We start from the raw sequence: 18,322 nt of genomic DNA, 5'->3' as shown, positions 1-18,322 counted from the left end.
CATGCCGATCTCAGCCTCGCTTCGTCTGCTCGCCGCGGCCGCGGTCATCGCGCCGATCGCCAGTGCCTGTGCACCCTATGAGCCGGTCGCCACCCAGCCCGGAACCACGCCCGCCATCTGGACCGGTTCGCCCGCCCCGTCGGCCGAAGCCGGACACGGAACACCGCAGGCGCCCGCGGCGGCCGGCGAGAAGCTGAGCGCGGTCCTGAAGCTGGCCGACGGCACCGCCGTGGCCACCGCCGACTTCGAGTTCGCCGACGGCGTCGCCACCGTCACCGTCGAGACCACCGCCCCGGGCAAGTTGACGCCGGGCTTCCACGGGCTGCACATCCATTCGGTGGGTAAGTGCGAGGGTGACTTCACCAGCGCCGGGGCACATCTGCAGGTGCCCGGACATACCGCACACCCGGCCAGCGGTGACCTGAGCTCGCTGCAGGTACGCAGTGACGGCTCCGGCAAGGTGGTGACGACGACGGACGCGTTCACGGCCGAGCAGCTGCTCGCCGGGACCCAGACGGCGATCATCATTCACGAGAAGGCCGACAACTTCGCCAACATCCCCGCCGAGCGCTACCAGCAGGTCAACGGCACCCCGGGTCCGGACGAGACCACCATGGCGACCGGCGATGCCGGCAAGCGGGTAGCTTGCGGTGTCATCGGCGCCCAATAGAACCCGGATCGATTTCGCCGGGTCTCCCCGGCCGACCCTCGGTGTCGAATGGGAGTTCGCTCTCATCGATCCGGTGACCCGCGATCTGGCCAACGAGGCCGCCGCGGTGATCGCCGAACTCGGCGAAACCCCGCACGTGCACAAGGAACTGCTGCGCAACACCGTCGAGGTGGTCACCGGGATCTGTGACACCGTCCCGCAGGCCATGGACGATCTGCACGAGACGCTGGTCACCGTGCAGCGCATTGTGCGCACCCGCGGCATGGAGCTGTTCTGCGCCGGCACCCACCCGTTCGCGCAGTGGGAGATGCAGGAGCTGACCGAGGGGCCGCGGTACGCCGAACTGATCAAGCGCACCCAGTGGTGGGGCCGGCAGATGCTGATCTGGGGTGTGCACGTGCACGTCGGCATCTCGTCGGCGCACAAGGTGATGCCGATCATCACGTCGCTGTTGAATCAGTACCCGCACCTGCTGGCGCTGTCCGCGTCCTCGCCGTACTGGGACGGCGAGGACACCGGGTACGCGAGTAACCGGGCGATGATGTTCCAGCAGCTGCCGACCGCCGGGCTGCCGTTCCAGTTTCAGAAGTGGTCGGAATTCGAGGAGTTCGTCGCCGATCAGAAGAAGACCGGCATCATCGACCACATGAACGAGATCCGTTGGGACATCCGCCCATCGGCGCACCTGGGCACCATCGAGGTGCGGATCTTCGACGGTGTCTCCAATCTCGCCGAACTGGGCGCGCTGGTCGCGCTGACCCACAGCCTGATCGTCGACCTGGATCGTCGCCTCGACGCCGGCGAGCAGCTGCCCACCATGCCGCCGTGGCATGTGCAGGAGAACAAATGGCGCGCGGCCCGGTACGGGCTGGATGCCGAGATCATCCTGGACGCCGACAGCAATGAGCGACTGGTCACCGACGACCTCGACGACCTGCTGACCCGGCTGGAACCGGTGGCGGCCTCGCTGGGATGCGCGCCGGAGCTGGCCCGGGTCGAGTCGATCTACCGGCTGGGCGGGTCGTATCAGCGGCAGCGCCGGGTGGCCGAGGAGCATGACGGTGATCTGCGGGCCGTCGTCGACGGACTCATCGGGGAGTTGGTGTTGTGAAGGTTCTCGCGGTGGGATTGCTGGCGGTCGCGCTGGGGTTGGCGGGCTGTAGCAAGGAGATCGTGGGCACACCGATGGCCGATCCCGCGGCCACCGCGATCCAGACCCCGCAGACCCGCGCTCCCAGAACCATTCAGATCCCGATTCCGTCGTTTCCCAATCTGCCGATCCCGAGCCTGCCCAACCTTCCGGGTTCGGGTCCGTCAGGGCCGCCGCCGACCGGGCTGGCCGCCACCACCTGTGGTGACTACCAGACCATGGACAAGACCCAGCAGCGGCAAGTCATCGATGCCATAGGCAAGGACAATGAGCTGGTCCAGATGAATCCGGAACTGTGGCTCGGGCTGGCCGGCGCCATGTGTGCGTTCACCCCGAAGACCACCCTCGTCAAAGATGCGGTGGCGGGCCAGGGTTTTCGGTGACGCCGACACCGATGTTCCCGCTCGAGGTGGCGATGCTGCCCGGCGAGCAGCTGCCGCTGCGGATCTTCGAACCACGCTATTCGGCAATGATCTCCGATTGCCTGGCCGGGGACCGGGAATTCGGGGTGGTCTTGATCGCGGCGGGCCGGGAGGTGGGCGGCGGCGACATGCGCAGTGACGTCGGCGCGATGGCCCGGATTGTCGAGCACACTTCGCAAGGCGGTGGCCGGTACCGGCTGCGGTGCGAACTGGGGGACCGGTTCCGGGTGACACAGTGGCTCGACGACGCCCCGTATCCACGCGCCGAGGTGCGGGCGTGGCCCGACGAGCCCGGCACTGCGGTCACCGGTTCCGATATCGCCGACGTGGAAGACGCTGTGCTGAGCGTGTTCTCGCTCGTGGCATCGGCGCGCGACGAGGAATTGCCTTCTCGGGAAGAACTTCTCGGCAGTGCCGAGCCCGGGCAGCAGGCCGGCGAGCGGTTGTACGCGCTGGCCGCCCGCATCCCGATCGGCCAGGCCGACCGCTACGCGGTGCTGGCCGCGCCGTCGGCGTCAGCGCGGCTGGCGGTGCTGCAGGAGGCGGTCGAGACGCTGCGGGCGATGGTGGAGTTCCAGCTGTCGGAGTAGTCAGTCCGACAGTTCGCCCAGCTCATCGGCGGCCAGCTGGTCCTTCACATTCTGTTCGCGGTAGGCCAGCTGACCCACCCGGTTGGCCACCACGGGCGCGGTGATCAGGGTGAACAGCCCGGCCAGGATGACCATGCCGACATCGGCGTTGCCGCGCAACCGGATCGCCGCGCCGGCCAGCACCAGCAGCAGCCCCAGCACCTGCGGCTTGGATGCCGCGTGCATGCGCGACAAGGTGTCCGGGAAGCGCACCACGCCGATGGCCGCGGTCAACGCCAGCGCCGAGCCACCCAGCACCAGCACGGCGGCGAGCACGTCGAGGATCATGAGCGGTTCCCCGCATCGTGTGCGGCGTCGGACGGCACATCGTCTCGGACCCGGAACCGGGCCACACTCACCGATCCGACGAAACTGATCAGCGCCAGTGCGGTCAGGCTGTAGGTGACCGTGGTGTCCAGGCTGAAGGCCGCCCAGGTGCCGATCGCGCACATCGACACGGCCACAAAGGTATCCAGTGCCACCAGCCGGTCCAGGGTGCTGGGGCCGGCCAGCAGCCGGAACATCGTGATCATCGCCGCGGCAGTCAGCATCACCGCGGCGACCACCCATACCCAAATCATGCGCGATCTCGCTTCGCTTCTCGCTGGACGATCATGCGCGGTCCCGCTTCGCTTCTCGCTGGGCCATCATCGGGGTACCCCCTGCCAATCGGCATCGCGCTCGAACGCCGCCACCATCAACCGTTCCACCGTGGCGGTCTGGCGGTAGAACCGGTCCACGGCGCGCTGCGAGCCGACGTCGATCACGTGTACATAGATCAGCCGGCGGGTCTGGTCGATCTCCAGCACGATCGACCCCGGGATCAGGTTGATCACGTTGACCGCCAGGGCGAGCACGAGATCGGACTTGATGTTCAGATGCGCCCGCAGCACCGCGGTCGGCGGAAGTGGGCCCGGTTTGACCGCGAGCCATGCCACCTGTGTGGAGGACACCACCAGTGACCAGCTGACGTAGGCCGCCAGCACCACGAACGACCACGGGCGCAGCCGCCCCTCGACGGGCACCGCGGGCAGGGGCAGCAGCACGGTGATCAGCAGGGCGATCGCCAGCCCGCTGAGGATGTTGGCCACGGACACCGTGCCCCACAACAGAATCCACACCAACGCCAGCCAGAGCAGCGTCCAGCCGCGAAGAGTCCACCTTCTCACGTCAGCACCGCCCTCATTTCAGCACCGCGGCGATGTACTGGCTGCGGTCGAGCACCTGCGCCGCCGCCCGCTCGCTGTAGGCGAAGATCGGCCCGGCCGCGACCGTGAGCACCAGGCCGACGACGATCAGCGCGCCGGTGGGAATCAACATCCCCACCGGCATCCGGCCGACATCGTCACGGTCGGCGAAGTCGATATCGTCGGCATCGTCGATCAGGGCGACCGGTACCGCCGCGGCCAGGTAGCCCTCGGGGGCGTCGGCGCGCGCCCGCCAGAACGCCTTGGTCCACACCCGCGCCACCGCGTACAGCGTCAGCAGGCTGGTGACCACGCTGCCGGCGACCAGCACCCAGGCCAGAACGGAACCCGCAGCTCCGCCGGCCTCCAGCAGCGCCACCTTGCCGATGAAGCCGGAAAAGGGCGGGATACCGCCGAGATTCAGCGCCGGGATGACGAAGACGAAGGCCAGCACCGGGCTCGCCGCGGCCAGGCCGCCGAGGCGCTGCAGGGTCGACGCCCCGGCTTGGCGCTCGATCAGGCCGACCACCAGGAACAGCGTGGTCTGCACGACGATGTGGTGCGCCACGTAGTAGATGGCGCCGGACATCCCGAGTTGGTTGGACAGCGCGATCCCGAACACCATGTAGCCGATATGGCTGACCAGGGTGAAGGACAGCAGTCGTTTGATGTCGTTCTGGGCCAGCGCGCCGAGGATGCCGACCACCATGGTCAGCAGCGCGGCCACCAGCAGCACATTGTCCAGAGCGCCACCGGGGAAGAGCAGTGAATGCGCCCGGATGATGGCGTACACACCGACTTTGGTCAGCAGGCCGGCGAACACCGCAGTGACCGGGGCCGGCGCGGTCGGATAGGACTCGGGCAGCCACGCCGACAGCGGGAACACCGCCGCCTTGATCCCGAAGGCGACCAGCAGCACCGCGAACAACGCGGTGCGGGTACCGGCCGGCACATGCTCCAGCCGGACCGCGAGCTCGGCCATGTTCAGGGTGCCGGCCGCGGCGTACACCATGGCCAGGCCGATCAGGAAGACCAGCGACGACACCATCGACACCATCACGTAGGCGATGCCGGCGCGCACCCGATCGGCACTGCCGCCGATGGTCAGCAGCACGAAGCTCGCCGACAGCAGCACCTCGAACCCGACGAACAGGTTGAACAGGTCGCCGGCCAGGAATGCCGTGCACACACCGGCCGACAGGATCAGATAGGTGGGCAAGAAGATCGACACCGGCTGACGGTCGTTGCCGTCGCGGATACCCTGCCCGATGGCGTAGAAGACGACCGCCAGCAACACGATTGACGACACCACCAGCATCAGCGTCGACAACCGGTCGGCCACCAAGGTGATGCCCAGTGGACCCATCCCCGGTTGGCTCTGGCCCCAGCCGCCGACCTGCACGGCGGTGGTGCCGTCGCGGTCCACGAGGTAGAGCAGCGTCGCACATACCGCGACCACGGAGGTCAGCGACGCCAGGGCCACCAACTGCTGCAGCCGCGGGGTGCGGCCGGCGAACAGCGTCACCGCCGCGGCGATGGTGGGAATCAAGACCGGCAGTGGGGTCAGGACCTGGGAGAGGGTCATCGGGACCCCTCCGCACCCGGCAGGGCGTCGAGCTCGTCGGCCGCGTCGGTGTCGCGGGACGGCACCACATCGGGGATGTCGTCGGCATCCATCTCGGTGCCCTCGGCGACCCGTGCGGTTTCGGGATCGGTCTCCACATCTTCTGCGGTGGTCAACTGATACGACCGATACGCCAGCGCCAGGACGAACGCCGCGATGCCCATGCTGATGACGATGGCGGTCAGGATCATGCCCTGCGCCAAGGGGTCTGCGGTGGTGGTGTGCCCGTCGCTGGTGCGTCCGCGGATCGGCGGGTTACCGGCGTCGCCGCCGACGGTGAGGATGAGCAGATTGACCGCGTTGCCGATCAGTAGCAGCCCCAACAGCATTCGGGTCAGGTTGCGTTCGAGCAGCAGGTAGACACCGGCGCTGGTGAGTCCGCCGATCATGACAAGGGGGGCGACGTGCACGACGAGGGGATTCATGTCCGGGCCATCTCCACGTCGACGCGGGCACCCAGGCTGCGCAGGATATCGAGCACCAGGCCCACCACGATCAGGTAGACCCCCAGGTCGAAGAACAATGCCGTCACCAGCTTGACCGGGCCCAGCACCGGGATGTCGAGATGGATCACCGCCGAGGACAGCACGGGTGCGCCGAGGAACAGGGAGGTGACCGCGGTGCCCGCCGAAAGCGCGAGGCCGGTGCCGAGAATCTTGCCGGCGTCAAGGGGCAGGGTCTCGCCGAGTTCGTAGCGGCCCCCGGCCAGATAGCGCAGCACCAGCGCCAGCCCGGCGGTCAACCCGCCGGCGAATCCGCCGCCGGGGGTGTTGTGCCCGGCGAAGAAGAAGTACGCCGACAGCACCATGATGAGCGGGAAGATGAGGCGGGTGGCCACCTCGAGCACCAGCGAGCGGTGCTTGGGATCGCGCAGATCGCTGCCGCGCAGCCAGGTGATATCGCCGACGGCGGGACTGTAGGCGGTGACCGGGCCGATATCGGGCTGGCCGGCCGCGCTCCCGCCGGCCTGGGGCACCCGCGGCGCGGCCCCGAAACGCCGGTGCCGGAACACCAGTGATGCCACACCCGTCGCGGCGACCAGCAGCACCGAGATCTCGCCCATGGTGTCCCAGGCCCGGATGTCGACGAGGAGGACGTTGACGGTGTTGGCGCCGTGCCCGCGGTAGTAGGCGGCGTCGGGCAGCAGGGTGGCGATCGGCGTGGTGCGCCGGGCCGCCATCGCGAACACCGCGAGCCCGGTGACGGACGCGCCGACAGTCAGTGCCAGGGCGGCGCGCGGGAGCCGGTTGCGCTTGATGTTGGAGCTGTTCGCCTCGGCGGGCAGGGTTCGTAACACGAGCACGAAGATCACCAGCACCAGCGTTTCCACCAGGAACTGCGTCAGCGCCAGGTCGGGTGCGCCGTGGAAGGCGAAGATCACGCCGCAGCCGTACCCCGTCACCCCGACCAGCAGGACGGCCGCCAGCCGATTGCGCATGACGGTCGCGCCGACGGCCGCCGCCAGCATCAGCAGACCCACCACCACCTGCAGCGGGGAATCCCACAACCGCAGTTCGGGCCGGTCCCTGGCACCGGACAGCAGGGCACCGACCGGAAGCACGACCAGCGTGCACAGGATGACGGCCTGGGTGGCCGGGATGGAACCGCGCTGGGTCTGGCCGGTCAACCGGACGGCCACGATGTCGAGTCCGCGCATCACCGCGTCGTAGATCCGGTCGGCATTACCGAGCGGCAGGTAGGCGCCCCGGGCGCGGGGCAGCCGGTTGCGCCCGAAGAACAGCGCGGCGCCGGCGGCCAGGACCAGGGCCGACAGCAGCAGCGGCAGGCCCAGGCCGTGCCACAGCGCCAGGTAGTAGTCGGATTCGCCGGGAATCGTCTCGGAGTAGTCGTCGAGTTTGTCGTCCAGCGTGCCCGGGAACAGGCCGAACAGCAGGCCCGCCGCGGCCAGGATGGCGGGGGAGGCCAGGAAGCTCGGTGACGGCCGGTGCATTTCGGCGACCCGGATACTGGGGGTGACCGCACCCTTTCCCGAACCCTTTGCTGCGAACGCGCCCCACAGGAACCGCAGGCTGTAGACGGTGGTGAACACCGACCCGATCACGATGCCGGCCAACACGAACGGCGCGGCCGAGCCCAGCGAGGCGCTGTGCAAGACGGTCTCCAGGTCCGCCTCCTTGGCGACGAAACCGAAGAACGGCGGCAGCGCGGCCATGCTCGCGGTGGCCCCCACGGCGATGACGAACAGCGGTGGGTACTTCCGGCCGAGCCCCGCCAGCTTGCGGATGTCGCGGGTGCCGGTGGCGTGGTCGATGACGCCGACCACCATGAACAGCGCGGCCTTGAACATGGCGTGCGCACACAACATGGCCAGTCCGGCCAGCATCATGTCCGGCCCGCCCGCCCCGACCATGACCGTGATGAGGCCCAGCTGGCTGACGGTGCCGAAGGCCAGAATCAGCTTGAGGTCGTATTCGCGGACCGCGCGCCAGCCGGCCATCAGCATGGTCAGCAGGCCGAGGCCGACCACCATGGGCCGCCACAGCGGGTTGTCGGCGAAACCCGGGGTCAGCCGCGCCACCAGATAGACACCGGCCTTGACCATCGCCGCGGCGTGCAGATAGGCGCTGACGGGTGTGGGCGCGGCCATGGCGCCGGGCAGCCAGAAGTGCAGGGGCACGATCGCCGATTTGGACAGCGCGCCGACGAGGATCAGCACGATGGCGATCGAGGCCGCGGTCCCGGTGGGCGGCGCCGCGATCAGCTCGGAGAGCAGATAGGTACCGGCCAGCTGGCCGAGCACGATGATGCCCACCAGCGTCGCCAGACCGCCCAGGGTCGTCACCAGCAGCGCCTGGGTGGCGGCGCGGCGGCTGGTGGCGCGCTCCGCGTAGTGGCCGACCAGCAGGAAGGACAGCACGGTGGTGGTTTCCCAGAAGATGTAGAGCACCAGCATGTTGTCGCTGGCGACCAGCCCGAACATGGCGCCGGAGAAGGCCACGAGTTCGGCGGCGAAACTGGGCAGCCGCTTCTCGGTGTGCCCGTCGTGATGCTGGAAGTATCCGGCGCAGTAGAACAGCACGAGCGCGCCGATACCCAGGACCAGGACGCTCATGATCGCGGCCAGCGAATCGAAGCGCAGCGTGATGTCCATCGAGAGTTCGGGAACCCACGGGATGTCCAGGGTGGGCACCCGGTCGGCACTCGGCCAGTTCTGTGCCACCCAGATCAGCGAGCCGAGCGGGACGAGTGCCAGTGGATAGAACGCCGCTCGGCCCCACCTGGCCACCAGAAGTGGCGCCAGCGCGGTCGCGACCGCGTGGGCGAGCAGGACGGTGAGCATGGCACTCCGATCGGGTTGGGGTCGGGGTGTCCCTCTATGACTTTGTCTTGACACGCATTCTACGTGGGTCGCGGTGGCTAACCTCAGCCCGAGCGGCGAAGGAGCGAAAGCCCTTGGCAAGTAATGGGGTTGTGCTAATCCGTCCGCACGGGGATACCGCGTCGGGTCGTCGGGTGTGAAAGGCACGCCGTGACGGGCACGATGTGCGAGGCGACGCCGATGCCCCAGCCGAGGATCGGCCACACCGGCCAGAAGTACCACTGGTCCGCGGTCAGCCCGACGATCAGCCACGTCGCGAGCATGAGGACGGACCCGGCGAGGTAGGCGCCGAGGTGGATCTGCACACCCAGCCGGGCGGCCCGGCGCTGGGCGGCCCGGCGGCGTGGATCGTGGCGGCGTAATCGGGACGTGGGCAGGTCGGCGGTCAGTGCGCACAACTCGTCGGTGGTGTGGGCGGCGAAGGCCCGGTTCAGCCGCTCCTCGTACTCGGTGAGCTGCAGGTAGCCCTGCGTCAACGCCAGGCCCAGATCGCCGGCGGTGCGTTCCCGTTCCCGATCTCCTACCAAGGTGGCCATGGCATCTCCCCAAATCTAGTCAGTGACTAGTTCACTATCGCACCCCGAACTTGGCACCGTCAAGATGTGGGCGCGGCGACCGTCCGTAAGCTCTTCGGCGTGAGCACCATTGTCTCGGTCAGCCGGACCATCGACGCCCCCGCCGACACGATTTTCGAGTTGATCGCCGACCCTGCTCAGCAGCCGCGCTGGGATGGCAACGACAACCTCGCCGAGGCTCCCGCCGGTCAGCGGGTGCATGCCGTCGGCGACGTGTTCCGAATGCGCCTCATCCAGGGTCCGGTCCGGGAGAACCACGTCGTGGAGTTCGCCGAGGGCCGGCTCATCGCCTGGCAGCCCGCTCCGGAAGGCGAGCCCGCGCCCGGGCACCTGTGGCGCTGGGAGCTCGAGCCGGTCGACGAGCGGACGACCCGCGTCACGCACACCTACGACTGGACCCGCCTGACCGACGAGAAGCGGATGGCGCGGGCGCAGGCCACCACGGCCGACAAACTCATGGCGTCGATCGACCGATTGGCCGCGCTGAGCGAAAGCTGAATTCAGGTAGTCCACTACGCGTTCCTCATCGGCGCTCGTCGAGCAGTCTGTACTGCAATCAAAACGAGGGGAACGACGACGGTAGTCATTCGGTGAAATCGAATTGGTTCTCCAAGATTTCGCCAAGTCTGATCGTGTTCGCTCTGTTCGCGATTGACTTGTTGTGCCGACCGATTCCCCTACCGTCTCACGAGGGACCCGATGACATTTCTCATCACCGACCAGGCGCCGCGCGGTGATCTGCGCGCACGGGTGGGCGGCAAGGCGCACAACCTCTTTGAGCTCACCGATGCCGGCTTTCCCGTCCCGCGCTGGGCCGTGTTGGGGACCGAAGCCTTCGATATCGCCCTGGCCGCCGCCGATGTACAGGTGAGTGATAGCCAGATGACGTTATCGGAGCGACTGGCCGAGGCCGCACACGCCGAGGCGGCGCTCAAAGAATCGGTGATTCCGCAGCAGGTCGGGGAGGCGATTTCGGCCGCCTTGGAATATGTGGGCGACGGCAATGTCGCGATCCGGTCCTCGGCAAAACATGAGGACGGCGCCGCGAATTCCTTTGCTGGATTATTGGACACATTTCTCAACATTGCGGGAATCGAGGCGGTCGAGGACGCGGTACGCCGTTGCTGGGCATCGACGTTCTCGCCGCGCGCCACGCGGTACCGGCAGATGCGCGGGCTGGACTTCGGCGACGTCGCCGTCGCCGTCATCGTGCAGCAGCTGATTCAACCGGTGAGCAGCGGCGTGATGTTCACGGCCGACCCGGTCACCGGTGCACGGGACAGGATCGTCATCAACGCCGTGCTCGGGCTCGGTGAGGGACTGGTATCCGGTGCCGTCGATGCGGACTCCGTCATCGTGGCCAAACACGGCGGGGCCGTCATCGAAGAGACGGTCGGCACCAAAGGGCAGATGATCGTCGCCGGGGACCAGGGCGGTGTCCGCACCGCCGAGGTGCCCGGACACCGACAGCTGGTGTGCAGTATCGGCGCCGACCTGCGCTCGGGCCTCGCCGAGCTGGGCGCGCGGCTGGAGCGGCACTTCGGGGCGCCGCAGGACATCGAGTGGGCGGACACCGGCGACGCGCAGATCTGGCTGCTGCAGACGCGCCCCATCACCACCCTGGAAGACGAATCAGGTTTCGAGGCAGAACATTTCGGTGAAGCCGTGGCGCCCGACGCGCTGCGTATCTGGGACAACTCGAACATCATCGAGAGTTTCGCCGGCGTGACCTCGCCACTGACCTTCACCACGGCCCGTGCCCTGTACGCCGACGTCTACCGAGAATATGCGCGCAGCCTGAAAGTGGCTCCCGCGCAACTGGACCAGATGGAAGCGTGGCTGCCGGTCATGCTCGGACAGTTCAACGGCCATGTCTACTACAACCTGCTGCACTGGTACCGCATGGTCGGCATCGCCCCCGGCTATCCGCTCAACCGCCGGGTGCTCGAAGTCGCGCTCGGTGTCGGCGAACCCCTGGACAACACGACGGCGCGACAACTCAAGCCGTTCACCTACGCCGGCCCCGTGCAGAAGGCGTTTCACCGGTCCCGCAGCACCCTGACCTACGCGCGCCGGTTCCGCGGCATCGATGCGCTGGTGCAGGATTTCGACGCCGCGTTCGAGGAGTTCGTCGAACGCCACGGCCTGTCCGATGTCTCCACGCTGGACGGCCCGCAGGCGTACCGGAAGTTCCGCCAGATCCATGCCGAGGTGGCCCGGATCTGGGGGCCGATGATGGTGCTCGATGCCGTCCTGCTGACCTCGGTGGGCGTGCTCGCCGCGATGACGAAGGCCTTCCTGCCGCACGCACCCGAATGGTTCGGCTTCGCGATAGTCAACCCCGGCTCCGGGGCGGTGTCCCTCGAGCCCGCGCGGGCCCTGAGCGATATCGCCGCATTCGCGCGCAGCAGCCCGGAGCTGTGGGCCTTCATCGACTCGGCGGATCCCGCGACCGCGTACCCGCAACTGGTGGAGTACGCCGAGGACGGGGACCGCAGCTGGCAGGAACTGCGCCGCAAGGTGGACGACTATATCGACCGGTTCGGCTACCGCTGCCTCGACGAACTCAAGCTCGAGGCGCCCGATCTGCGGCAGGACCCGTCCGGCATCTTCCACATGCTGCGGATGGCCGCGCCGGAGGACGCCGCTCGCCCGAACGACTCCGCGCAGGCCTATCTCGACGCGCACCTGCACGGCCCGCGCCGGACGATCTACGATGCGTTACGCACCAAGATCCAGCGTGCCGCGACCCACCGCGAGCACCTCCGATTCGCCCGCACGCAGGGTTTCGGGATCTTGAAATCCCTTGTCGCGGTGATGGCGCGGGATCTGCAGCGGCGCGAGCTCATCGATGACGCGGCCGAGGTGTACCTGCTCACCCGTGATGAACTGTTCGGCCTCTACGACGGGCCGACGGGCCGCGCCGAGGCCCGTGCTGCCGTCACCCGCCGCCGGACCCTGCAACGGTACTACCACGAGCTGAAGGCGCCCCCGCGGTTCACCACCATCGGATCCTCCTATACCACAACGGAATTGACCGCTGCCGGCTGGAGCCGTGCCGGCGCCGCAGCCGAGGCGCCCGCCGGGACGGTGCTGACCGGAACGCCGTCTTGCCCCGGAGCGGTCACCGGACGTGCAGTGGTGGTGCAACGGCCGGAGGACTTCTCCAGCGGCATCCTGGTGGCCTACCGCACCGATCCGGGCTGGGTGGCCGCTCTGCCGTTCGCCTCGGCCCTGCTCATCGAACGTGCCTCCCCGCTGACCCACGTGGCGATCATCGCCCGCGAACTCGGCGTGCCCACCGTCGTGCAGATCGGCGGCCTGACCGACGCCGTGCGGACCGGTATGACGATCCATGTCGACGGCGGGACGGGTACCGTCACCCTCCTCGAGGAACGACCCGATGCGTGACGTCGAGAGCATCCGCGGCTGGCTGAGCGCACCCTCCGTCGACACCGGGATTCATCTGGCCGGCGACGACGGCGGCTGGGATTTCGTGCCGTATGTGGCGCTGGCCGAACGGGTGCTGCGGATCGCCCGGCTGCTCACCGACCGGGGTATCGGGGCGGGCGACACGGTGGGTGTCCTGATGCCGACCTCACATCTGTGCCTGGCGGCGATGTTCGCGGTGCCGGCGGCCGGCGCGACCCTGGCACCGATCGCCCCACCGCTGTTCCACGACCCCGAGCAGTACCTGCGCCACCTCGGGGGTGTGCTCGACGGCGCACAGGCCCGCGTCGTGATCACCACGTCCGCCTTCGCCGGGCTGGTCACCGCCGCGGGTGGCCGGGCGCAGCTGGTGCTCGACGACGTGCCGGCCGCAGAACCGCTACGCGATCTGGGCGAACCCGGACCGGATGTGCTGCTGCAGATGACCTCCGGGTCGACCGGCCGTCCGCGTGGGGCCCGGATCAGCTGGCACAACCTGGCGGTCAACCTGGACGCCATCGATGCCGCCTGCCACCTGACGCCGGCGGATGCCACCGCGTCCTGGCTGCCGCTCTATCACGACATGGGCTTGATCGGCGCCGTCTTCCAGACCGTCACCCGGCAGCGCGGGCTGTACCTGATGCGCCCCGATCAGTTCGTCCGCGATCCGGCCCGCTGGCTGCGCGCCGCCGCCGACACCCGGCACACCGTCGCCCCGCCGTTCGGGCTGGCCTACACCGCGCGGCGGTTGACACCGGCCGATATCGAGGGCATCGACCTGTCCCGGCTGCGCACGATCGTGATCGGCGCCGAGCCGATCAACCCCGACCACCTTCGGGCGTTCACCGAACTGACCACCCGGCAGGGCTTCTCGCCGAACGCATTCCTGCCGTCCTACGGGCTGGCCGAGGCCACCCTGATCGCCACCGCACACCCGATGGGTGACCCCCTGCAGGTGGTCGGCATCGACAAAGCCGCACTGCGCCACGGCCGACCGGTGACCTTCGTGCCGGGCGCGGCGACGGGGGTCGTATCGGTGGGTGTGCCGATGCCCGGGCATCAGGTGCGTATCGACGGAGCGGCAGCCGACGGCGTGCTCGGCGAGATCGTGGTGTCCGGGGACTCGGTGTTCGGTGGCTACCGCGGTGACCCGGACGGCGCGACCCGCCTGGCCGGCGGTGCACTGCACACCGGCGACGCCGGATTCCTGCTCGACGGGCGACTCTATGTCCTCGGCCGGATGGGGACGAGCCTGAAGGTCAACGGCCGCACCGTCTTCGCCGAGGATCTCGACGTCACCGCGAAGGTGATGGCGGTGGCGGTCAACGAAGGCAACCGGCCCGGCGTCGCGCTGTTCATCGAACAGCCCTGCAAGACACCACTGTCCGAACTGCGCACCGCGCTGGTCGCCCACATCGGCGAGGACACCCCGCTGTGGTTCATCGGGGTGCCTCGCGGTGGGCTGGCCCGCACCTCCAGTGGCAAGCCACGCCGCGCGCACATGTGGGAGCAGTGGCGTTCGGGGCGTCTTGCCGGGGCCGAGCTGCTGTCGGTCCCCGGTTCCGGCCTGCTGGACACGGTGCGCGCGCTGTTCGCCGAAGCACGCCGGCTCGCGGTGATTCCCGAGGACGCCACCGTGCATTTCGAGGGCTCGCTGGCCGAAGGCTTCGGCAACGACGGGTCCGATATCGACCTGCTGCTGCTGGTGCCCGGGGCCGGAGCCGAGGCCGTCATGCCGACGGTGCTGTTCATCGGTGGGCACCGCGTCGAGATCCGCACCCAGTCACACGCACAGGTGCGCAGCCGCCTGCGACGGGTGCGCGAGGCGGTGGATCGGGGGAGCAGCGCGGTCACCGAGGACACCCTCAACCGGGTGCAACGGTTCCTGCGGGGCACCGTGCTTCGCATCGGACCGGGCTACGGCGAGCTGCGCGATATCGTGTCCTACCCGGAGCTGACCGACCTGCTGGCGCGGTGGTGGCAGCGTCGTGCCGACCAGTGCCTGCGCCAGTCCGCCGCACTGGCCCTGCTGGGGCAGGAGCCCGAGGCCGTCAGCTGGGCCCGGGAAGGGCTGACCCAAACCATGAAGGCGTTCCTGGCCGCGCACGGCGAAGGCTACGTCGAGGTGAAATGGCTACCGCTGCAAATGGATCGGCTACACCGGTCCGGTGTGGCCACCGAACTGCTGGATGAGTACCGCAGGCTGGACAGTGCCCCGACCGTCGCGGGCGTACTGGCGCTCGCCACCCGGCTGGGCGGGCCCACCCTCACCCTGGACCCGCGCAACGTGATCCTGAAGAGGGTCCCCGGCGTGACCACCTGGCCGATCCGATCCACCATCCACGTGGTCCGCGGCAAGTCCGACCTGTTCGTGCTGTCACCCGAATGCGCCGAATCCTGGCGGCACGTGGTGTTCGAACAGACGCTCGCACAAACCCGAGCCGAGGCCGCGCACCTGCGGATGTTCGCCCGGTACGGGCTGATCGCCCTGGCCTGGCGAGGCGCGGGAATCGTCAAACCCGTTGCCACGATGTGTGATCCGGTGCGTCCGCTGACACCGCCACCGTCGCGCGCGCGACCCGTTCTCACCATCGAGGGCGCGCCCTACGACGGGGCGATCGCGCGGTCACCGCTGCCGGCAAAGGCTTTCGCCGAAGCGGCGAGCGCGCTGATCCTGGCCAACATGGTGGTGGAGAACGCCCGCGAGGATTTCGACGGCTCGGTCAAGGACGGACAGTGGCAGGTGAGCACCCTGTGCGGACGGCGCATCGCCACCATGGCCGTGCGGATCCTGGCCAGCGCATGGGGTGTCACGCCGCTGCCCGGTGACCAGGTGCTGCTACACGATCTGGACACGCTGGTTCCGGAGCACCCCGAATTGGCCGGCCAGGCACGCCGGCTCGCCGGGCTGACCATCGGCGACCACGACGAGGCGTTACGCGTTCAAGCCGATCTGGACCGGTTCGTCGCGGACGTGCAGACGGTGACCGGCGGCCAGATGTTCCCGTCGTCGTTCGCCTCACGCGAGCAGTGGCAGGAGACCCTCAGATACGGCTACCAATGGCTGCGGATGGGCGGATACCTGGACGCGTACGTGGAATTGGACGAGGCCAGGGACCTGCTGTCCACCGGCGGTGCCCAACCCTCGGTGCGGGGGCAGGCGTGACCACCCTCACGCGTGAGGTGCTCACCCTGGTCGCGGCCATGGCGCCGGACGGCACCGCCCGACCCCACCTGGACAGCGCCCTGGTCGCCGATCTCGGGTACAGCTCGCTGCGACTGCTCGAACTGTCCATCGCGGTGGAGCGGGCCTTCGCCCTGGCGCCGCTGAGCCAGGAGAAGCTGGCCGGGATCACGACGGTCGGCGATCTGGTGGAACTCGTACGCGACCAACGGGATCCGTCATGAACGTACTGTTCACCGGCGCGGCCGGACACGTGGGTGCCGACGCGGTGGCCCGGCTGGTCGGTCAGGGTGCCCACGTGATCGCGTTGGTGCACTCCCGATCCGAGATCATCGCGAACAACGGCCGGCGGGTGCGTCCCGCCGAGGTGGTGCGCGGTGACGTCCGGGCCGCCGGTCTGGGCTTGGACACCGACACCGTGCGTCGTCTCGCCGGTCAGGTCGACCTGATCGTGCACTGCGCCGCGGTCACCGACTTCGGCCTGCCCAAACACCGGTACACCGAGTTGAACGTCGACGGCACCGCCCACGCCCTGGCCCTGGCCCGCACATGGGGCTGCGGTTTCCTGTACGTGAGCACCGCGTACGTGTGCGGCGAGTATGACTGCACCTTCGCCGAGGACCAGCTCGACATCGGCCAGCGCTTCGGTAACGACTACGAGCGCAGCAAGTTCCGGGCCGAACACCTGGTGCGCGATTCCGGACTGCGCTGGGCGATCGTTCGCCCCGGCATCGTCTCCGGCGAATACCGCACCGGTCACAGCCGCGAACACAAGCACATCTACCAGGTGCTCAAACTCATCGTCGAGGGCAAACTGCGCACCCTGCCAGGGCATTACGGTGCCACCCTGGGGCTGTCACCGATCGGCCATGTCGCCGACACCATCGCCGCGGCGGCCTCGCGGTTCGCCGACCATGTCGGTCACACCTTCCACGCTGTCGGCGCGACCCCGCTGTCCTTGCGGGCGATATCGGATGTCCTGGCCGAGTATCCGTCGTTCCGGGTGGCGGATTTCGTGCCACCGAGCACGTTTCGTCCCGACGATCTCGACGGTATCGAGCGGGGCTACTACCAGAAGGTCGGGCGCCTGTACGCGAGCTACCTGTCCCGGCGCCTGGACTTCGACTGCACCAACACCCGCGACCGGCTCGGCCTCCCGGCGCCGGCGACCGGCGCGTGCTATCTGCGGCGGATCCTCGATTCCTGTCTGCGCACAGGTTATCTGGGCCGCCCCGAACCCTCGGTCGCCGAGGCGCTGGCCGCATTGCAGCGAGAGGGGAGTCGCATATGACCGATGTCGTCACCAGTAGGTACCAGACCGACACCTACTTCGTGCAGACCCGGGACGCCCTGGCCCGGCTCAGGATCGATGCGGACGAATTCTCCTTCCACCGGGCGGTGTTGCTGCTCAAACCCGACGCCGCCATCACCGGGGGAATGAGTCGGGCGGTGGCCTGGCTGAGGGAGCACCGGTACGGCATCGTCGGGGCCCACCCGGTAGCGCTGACCCCGCTGCACCTGCGCGCCCTGTGGTATTTCAACTGGCACCGGGCCACCGCGGAACGCCGCATGCTCGCCGATCAGCTGGCGCAGCTCTCCCCGTCCCTCGTCCTCATCGTCACCCATCCCGACCGGGATCGGCCGGTGTCGGTGCGGCTGACGGCGGACAAGGGGCCCGCGGATCCGGACCAGCGGGTGCCCGGGCAGCTCCGGTACGCCCTGTCGTCGGGCACCTATCTGCTCAACCAGGTGCACTCCCCGGATGACCCGGATGACGTGCTACGTGAGCTGAGCATCTACTTCTCCGAAGTCGTTCTCGGCGAGGTCATCTCGGCAGCAGCGCTGGGAGACGACGCGTCGGCGGACGCGCTGCGGATCGCCGCCGAGATCGAATCCGGGGTACCGCGGCGCAGCGGTGACCTGGCCGCCGCGCACGCGGACACCTGGAACCGCCTCCAGGGATCGGGCGCCGTGCCGCAGCCGGAGACCGGCCGACACTGGATCGCGGCCATCGAGGCCGCGGACCGCCACCGTATACCGCTCGACACGTGGTATCGCATCGTCCTTCAGTCGGCCTATCTGCCCATGCACAGGGCACAACCGGAACGGTGA

17 protein-coding genes are annotated in these 18,322 nt (G+C 68.5%); 10 read left to right on the top strand and 7 right to left on the bottom strand.

The genetic code is table 11. The features are described from left to right. Position 1: 1 nt before the first annotated feature. From sodC to QN239_RS28535, 4 genes are read left to right on the top strand one after another with little or no spacing between them, the layout of a single operon-like run. Positions 2 to 670 (top strand): superoxide dismutase[Cu-Zn], encoded by a 669-nt coding sequence (sodC, locus tag QN239_RS28550; protein WP_499015467.1) that lies wholly within the window; start codon positions 2 to 4, stop codon positions 668 to 670. Continuing rightward, the gene (locus QN239_RS28545) at positions 651 to 1,781 is read left to right on the top strand and encodes a glutamate--cysteine ligase (protein WP_090358908.1); all 1,131 of its coding nucleotides are present in this window, start codon (positions 651 to 653) and stop codon (positions 1,779 to 1,781) included. Before sodC ends, QN239_RS28545 begins: the two co-directional genes overlap by 20 nt. Then, positions 1,778 to 2,203 carry a superantigen-like protein SSL4 gene (locus tag QN239_RS28540; RefSeq protein WP_499015465.1) on the top strand — a complete coding sequence of 142 codons (426 nt, stop codon included), beginning with the start codon at positions 1,778 to 1,780 and terminating at the stop codon, positions 2,201 to 2,203. Before QN239_RS28545 ends, QN239_RS28540 begins: the two co-directional genes overlap by 4 nt. Before the next feature lie 11 nt (positions 2,204 to 2,214). After that, positions 2,215 to 2,832: an LON peptidase substrate-binding domain-containing protein gene (locus QN239_RS28535; protein ID WP_499017002.1), complete on the top strand. Its 618-nt coding sequence runs from the start codon at positions 2,215 to 2,217 to the stop codon at positions 2,830 to 2,832. On the opposite strand, the gene mnhG is transcribed toward QN239_RS28535, so the two are convergent. The 7 genes from mnhG to QN239_RS28500 all read right to left on the bottom strand — a co-directional run bounded on the left by mnhG (position 2,833) and on the right by QN239_RS28500 (position 9,558). Next, a complete protein-coding gene (gene mnhG / locus QN239_RS28530; RefSeq protein ID WP_499015464.1) occupies positions 2,833 to 3,159 on the bottom strand; it encodes a monovalent cation/H(+) antiporter subunit G in 327 nt (108 codons plus the stop codon). Then, positions 3,156 to 3,452: a monovalent cation/H+ antiporter complex subunit F gene (locus QN239_RS28525; protein WP_090358916.1), complete on the bottom strand. Its 297-nt coding sequence runs from the start codon at positions 3,450 to 3,452 to the stop codon at positions 3,156 to 3,158. Before QN239_RS28525 ends, mnhG begins: the two co-directional genes overlap by 4 nt. A 66-nt stretch (positions 3,453 to 3,518) precedes the next feature. Further along, complete coding sequence (locus tag QN239_RS28520; protein WP_499015462.1) at positions 3,519 to 4,040, bottom strand: Na+/H+ antiporter subunit E; 522 nt, start codon at positions 4,038 to 4,040, stop codon at positions 3,519 to 3,521. Between the two features lie 13 nt (positions 4,041 to 4,053). Then, complete coding sequence (locus tag QN239_RS28515; protein WP_167156472.1) at positions 4,054 to 5,643, bottom strand: Na+/H+ antiporter subunit D; 1,590 nt, start codon at positions 5,641 to 5,643, stop codon at positions 4,054 to 4,056. Continuing rightward, complete coding sequence (locus QN239_RS28510) at positions 5,640 to 6,107, bottom strand: Na(+)/H(+) antiporter subunit C (RefSeq protein ID WP_090358921.1); 468 nt, start codon at positions 6,105 to 6,107, stop codon at positions 5,640 to 5,642. The genes QN239_RS28515 and QN239_RS28510 overlap by 4 nt, the downstream gene beginning before the upstream one ends. Further along, positions 6,104 to 8,983 (bottom strand): Na+/H+ antiporter subunit A, encoded by a 2,880-nt coding sequence (locus QN239_RS28505; RefSeq protein WP_499015456.1) that lies wholly within the window; start codon positions 8,981 to 8,983, stop codon positions 6,104 to 6,106. The genes QN239_RS28510 and QN239_RS28505 overlap by 4 nt, the downstream gene beginning before the upstream one ends. 134 nt (positions 8,984 to 9,117) lie before the next feature. Continuing rightward, on the bottom strand, positions 9,118 to 9,558 hold the full coding sequence (locus QN239_RS28500; RefSeq protein ID WP_499015454.1) for a DUF1707 domain-containing protein: 441 nt from the start codon (positions 9,556 to 9,558) through the stop codon (positions 9,118 to 9,120). A gap of 99 nt (positions 9,559 to 9,657) precedes the next feature. On the opposite strand from QN239_RS28500, the gene QN239_RS28495 reads away from it, so the two are divergent. The 6 genes from QN239_RS28495 to QN239_RS28470 all read left to right on the top strand — a co-directional run bounded on the left by QN239_RS28495 (position 9,658) and on the right by QN239_RS28470 (position 18,322). Next, on the top strand, positions 9,658 to 10,095 hold the full coding sequence (locus tag QN239_RS28495) for an SRPBCC family protein (protein WP_372517252.1): 438 nt from the start codon (positions 9,658 to 9,660) through the stop codon (positions 10,093 to 10,095). 201 nt (positions 10,096 to 10,296) lie between these two features. Further along, positions 10,297 to 13,008, top strand: a complete 2,712-nt coding sequence (locus QN239_RS28490; RefSeq protein ID WP_499015451.1) for a phosphoenolpyruvate synthase — start codon at positions 10,297 to 10,299, stop codon at positions 13,006 to 13,008. After that, the gene (locus QN239_RS28485) at positions 13,001 to 16,192 is read left to right on the top strand and encodes an AMP-binding protein (protein WP_499015449.1); all 3,192 of its coding nucleotides are present in this window, start codon (positions 13,001 to 13,003) and stop codon (positions 16,190 to 16,192) included. The genes QN239_RS28490 and QN239_RS28485 overlap by 8 nt, the downstream gene beginning before the upstream one ends. After that, entirely contained in the window at positions 16,189 to 16,434 is a 246-nt protein-coding gene (locus QN239_RS28480; protein ID WP_499015447.1) for an acyl carrier protein, read from the top strand. Before QN239_RS28485 ends, QN239_RS28480 begins: the two co-directional genes overlap by 4 nt. Then, positions 16,431 to 17,501: an SDR family oxidoreductase gene (locus QN239_RS28475; RefSeq protein ID WP_499015444.1), complete on the top strand. Its 1,071-nt coding sequence runs from the start codon at positions 16,431 to 16,433 to the stop codon at positions 17,499 to 17,501. Before QN239_RS28480 ends, QN239_RS28475 begins: the two co-directional genes overlap by 4 nt. Further along, positions 17,498 to 18,322: a nucleoside-diphosphate kinase gene (locus QN239_RS28470; RefSeq protein WP_499015442.1), complete on the top strand. Its 825-nt coding sequence runs from the start codon at positions 17,498 to 17,500 to the stop codon at positions 18,320 to 18,322. Before QN239_RS28475 ends, QN239_RS28470 begins: the two co-directional genes overlap by 4 nt.

The organism is Mycolicibacterium sp. Y3 (assembly GCF_051188035.1).
Taxonomy (GTDB): domain Bacteria; phylum Actinomycetota; class Actinomycetes; order Mycobacteriales; family Mycobacteriaceae; genus Mycobacterium; species Mycobacterium fluoranthenivorans.
This window is presented reverse-complemented; position numbering and strand designations above follow the sequence as displayed.

Coding starts and splice junctions, on each gene's coding strand:
- sodC (WP_499015467.1), top strand. CDS start 2: ATGCCGATCTCAGCCTCGCTTCGTCTGCTCGCCGCGGCCGCGGTCATC.
- QN239_RS28535 (WP_499017002.1), top strand. CDS start 2,215: ATGTTCCCGCTCGAGGTGGCGATGCTGCCCGGCGAGCAGCTGCCGCTG.
- mnhG (WP_499015464.1), bottom strand. CDS start 3,159: ATGATCCTCGACGTGCTCGCCGCCGTGCTGGTGCTGGGTGGCTCGGCG.
- QN239_RS28525 (WP_090358916.1), bottom strand. CDS start 3,452: ATGATTTGGGTATGGGTGGTCGCCGCGGTGATGCTGACTGCCGCGGCG.
- QN239_RS28515 (WP_167156472.1), bottom strand. CDS start 5,643: ATGACCCTCTCCCAGGTCCTGACCCCACTGCCGGTCTTGATTCCCACC.
- QN239_RS28510 (WP_090358921.1), bottom strand. CDS start 6,107: ATGAATCCCCTCGTCGTGCACGTCGCCCCCCTTGTCATGATCGGCGGA.
- QN239_RS28505 (WP_499015456.1), bottom strand. CDS start 8,983: ATGCTCACCGTCCTGCTCGCCCACGCGGTCGCGACCGCGCTGGCGCCA.
- QN239_RS28500 (WP_499015454.1), bottom strand. CDS start 9,558: ATGGCCACCTTGGTAGGAGATCGGGAACGGGAACGCACCGCCGGCGAT.
- QN239_RS28490 (WP_499015451.1), top strand. CDS start 10,297: ATGACATTTCTCATCACCGACCAGGCGCCGCGCGGTGATCTGCGCGCA.
- QN239_RS28485 (WP_499015449.1), top strand. CDS start 13,001: ATGCGTGACGTCGAGAGCATCCGCGGCTGGCTGAGCGCACCCTCCGTC.
- QN239_RS28475 (WP_499015444.1), top strand. CDS start 16,431: ATGAACGTACTGTTCACCGGCGCGGCCGGACACGTGGGTGCCGACGCG.
- QN239_RS28470 (WP_499015442.1), top strand. CDS start 17,498: ATGACCGATGTCGTCACCAGTAGGTACCAGACCGACACCTACTTCGTG.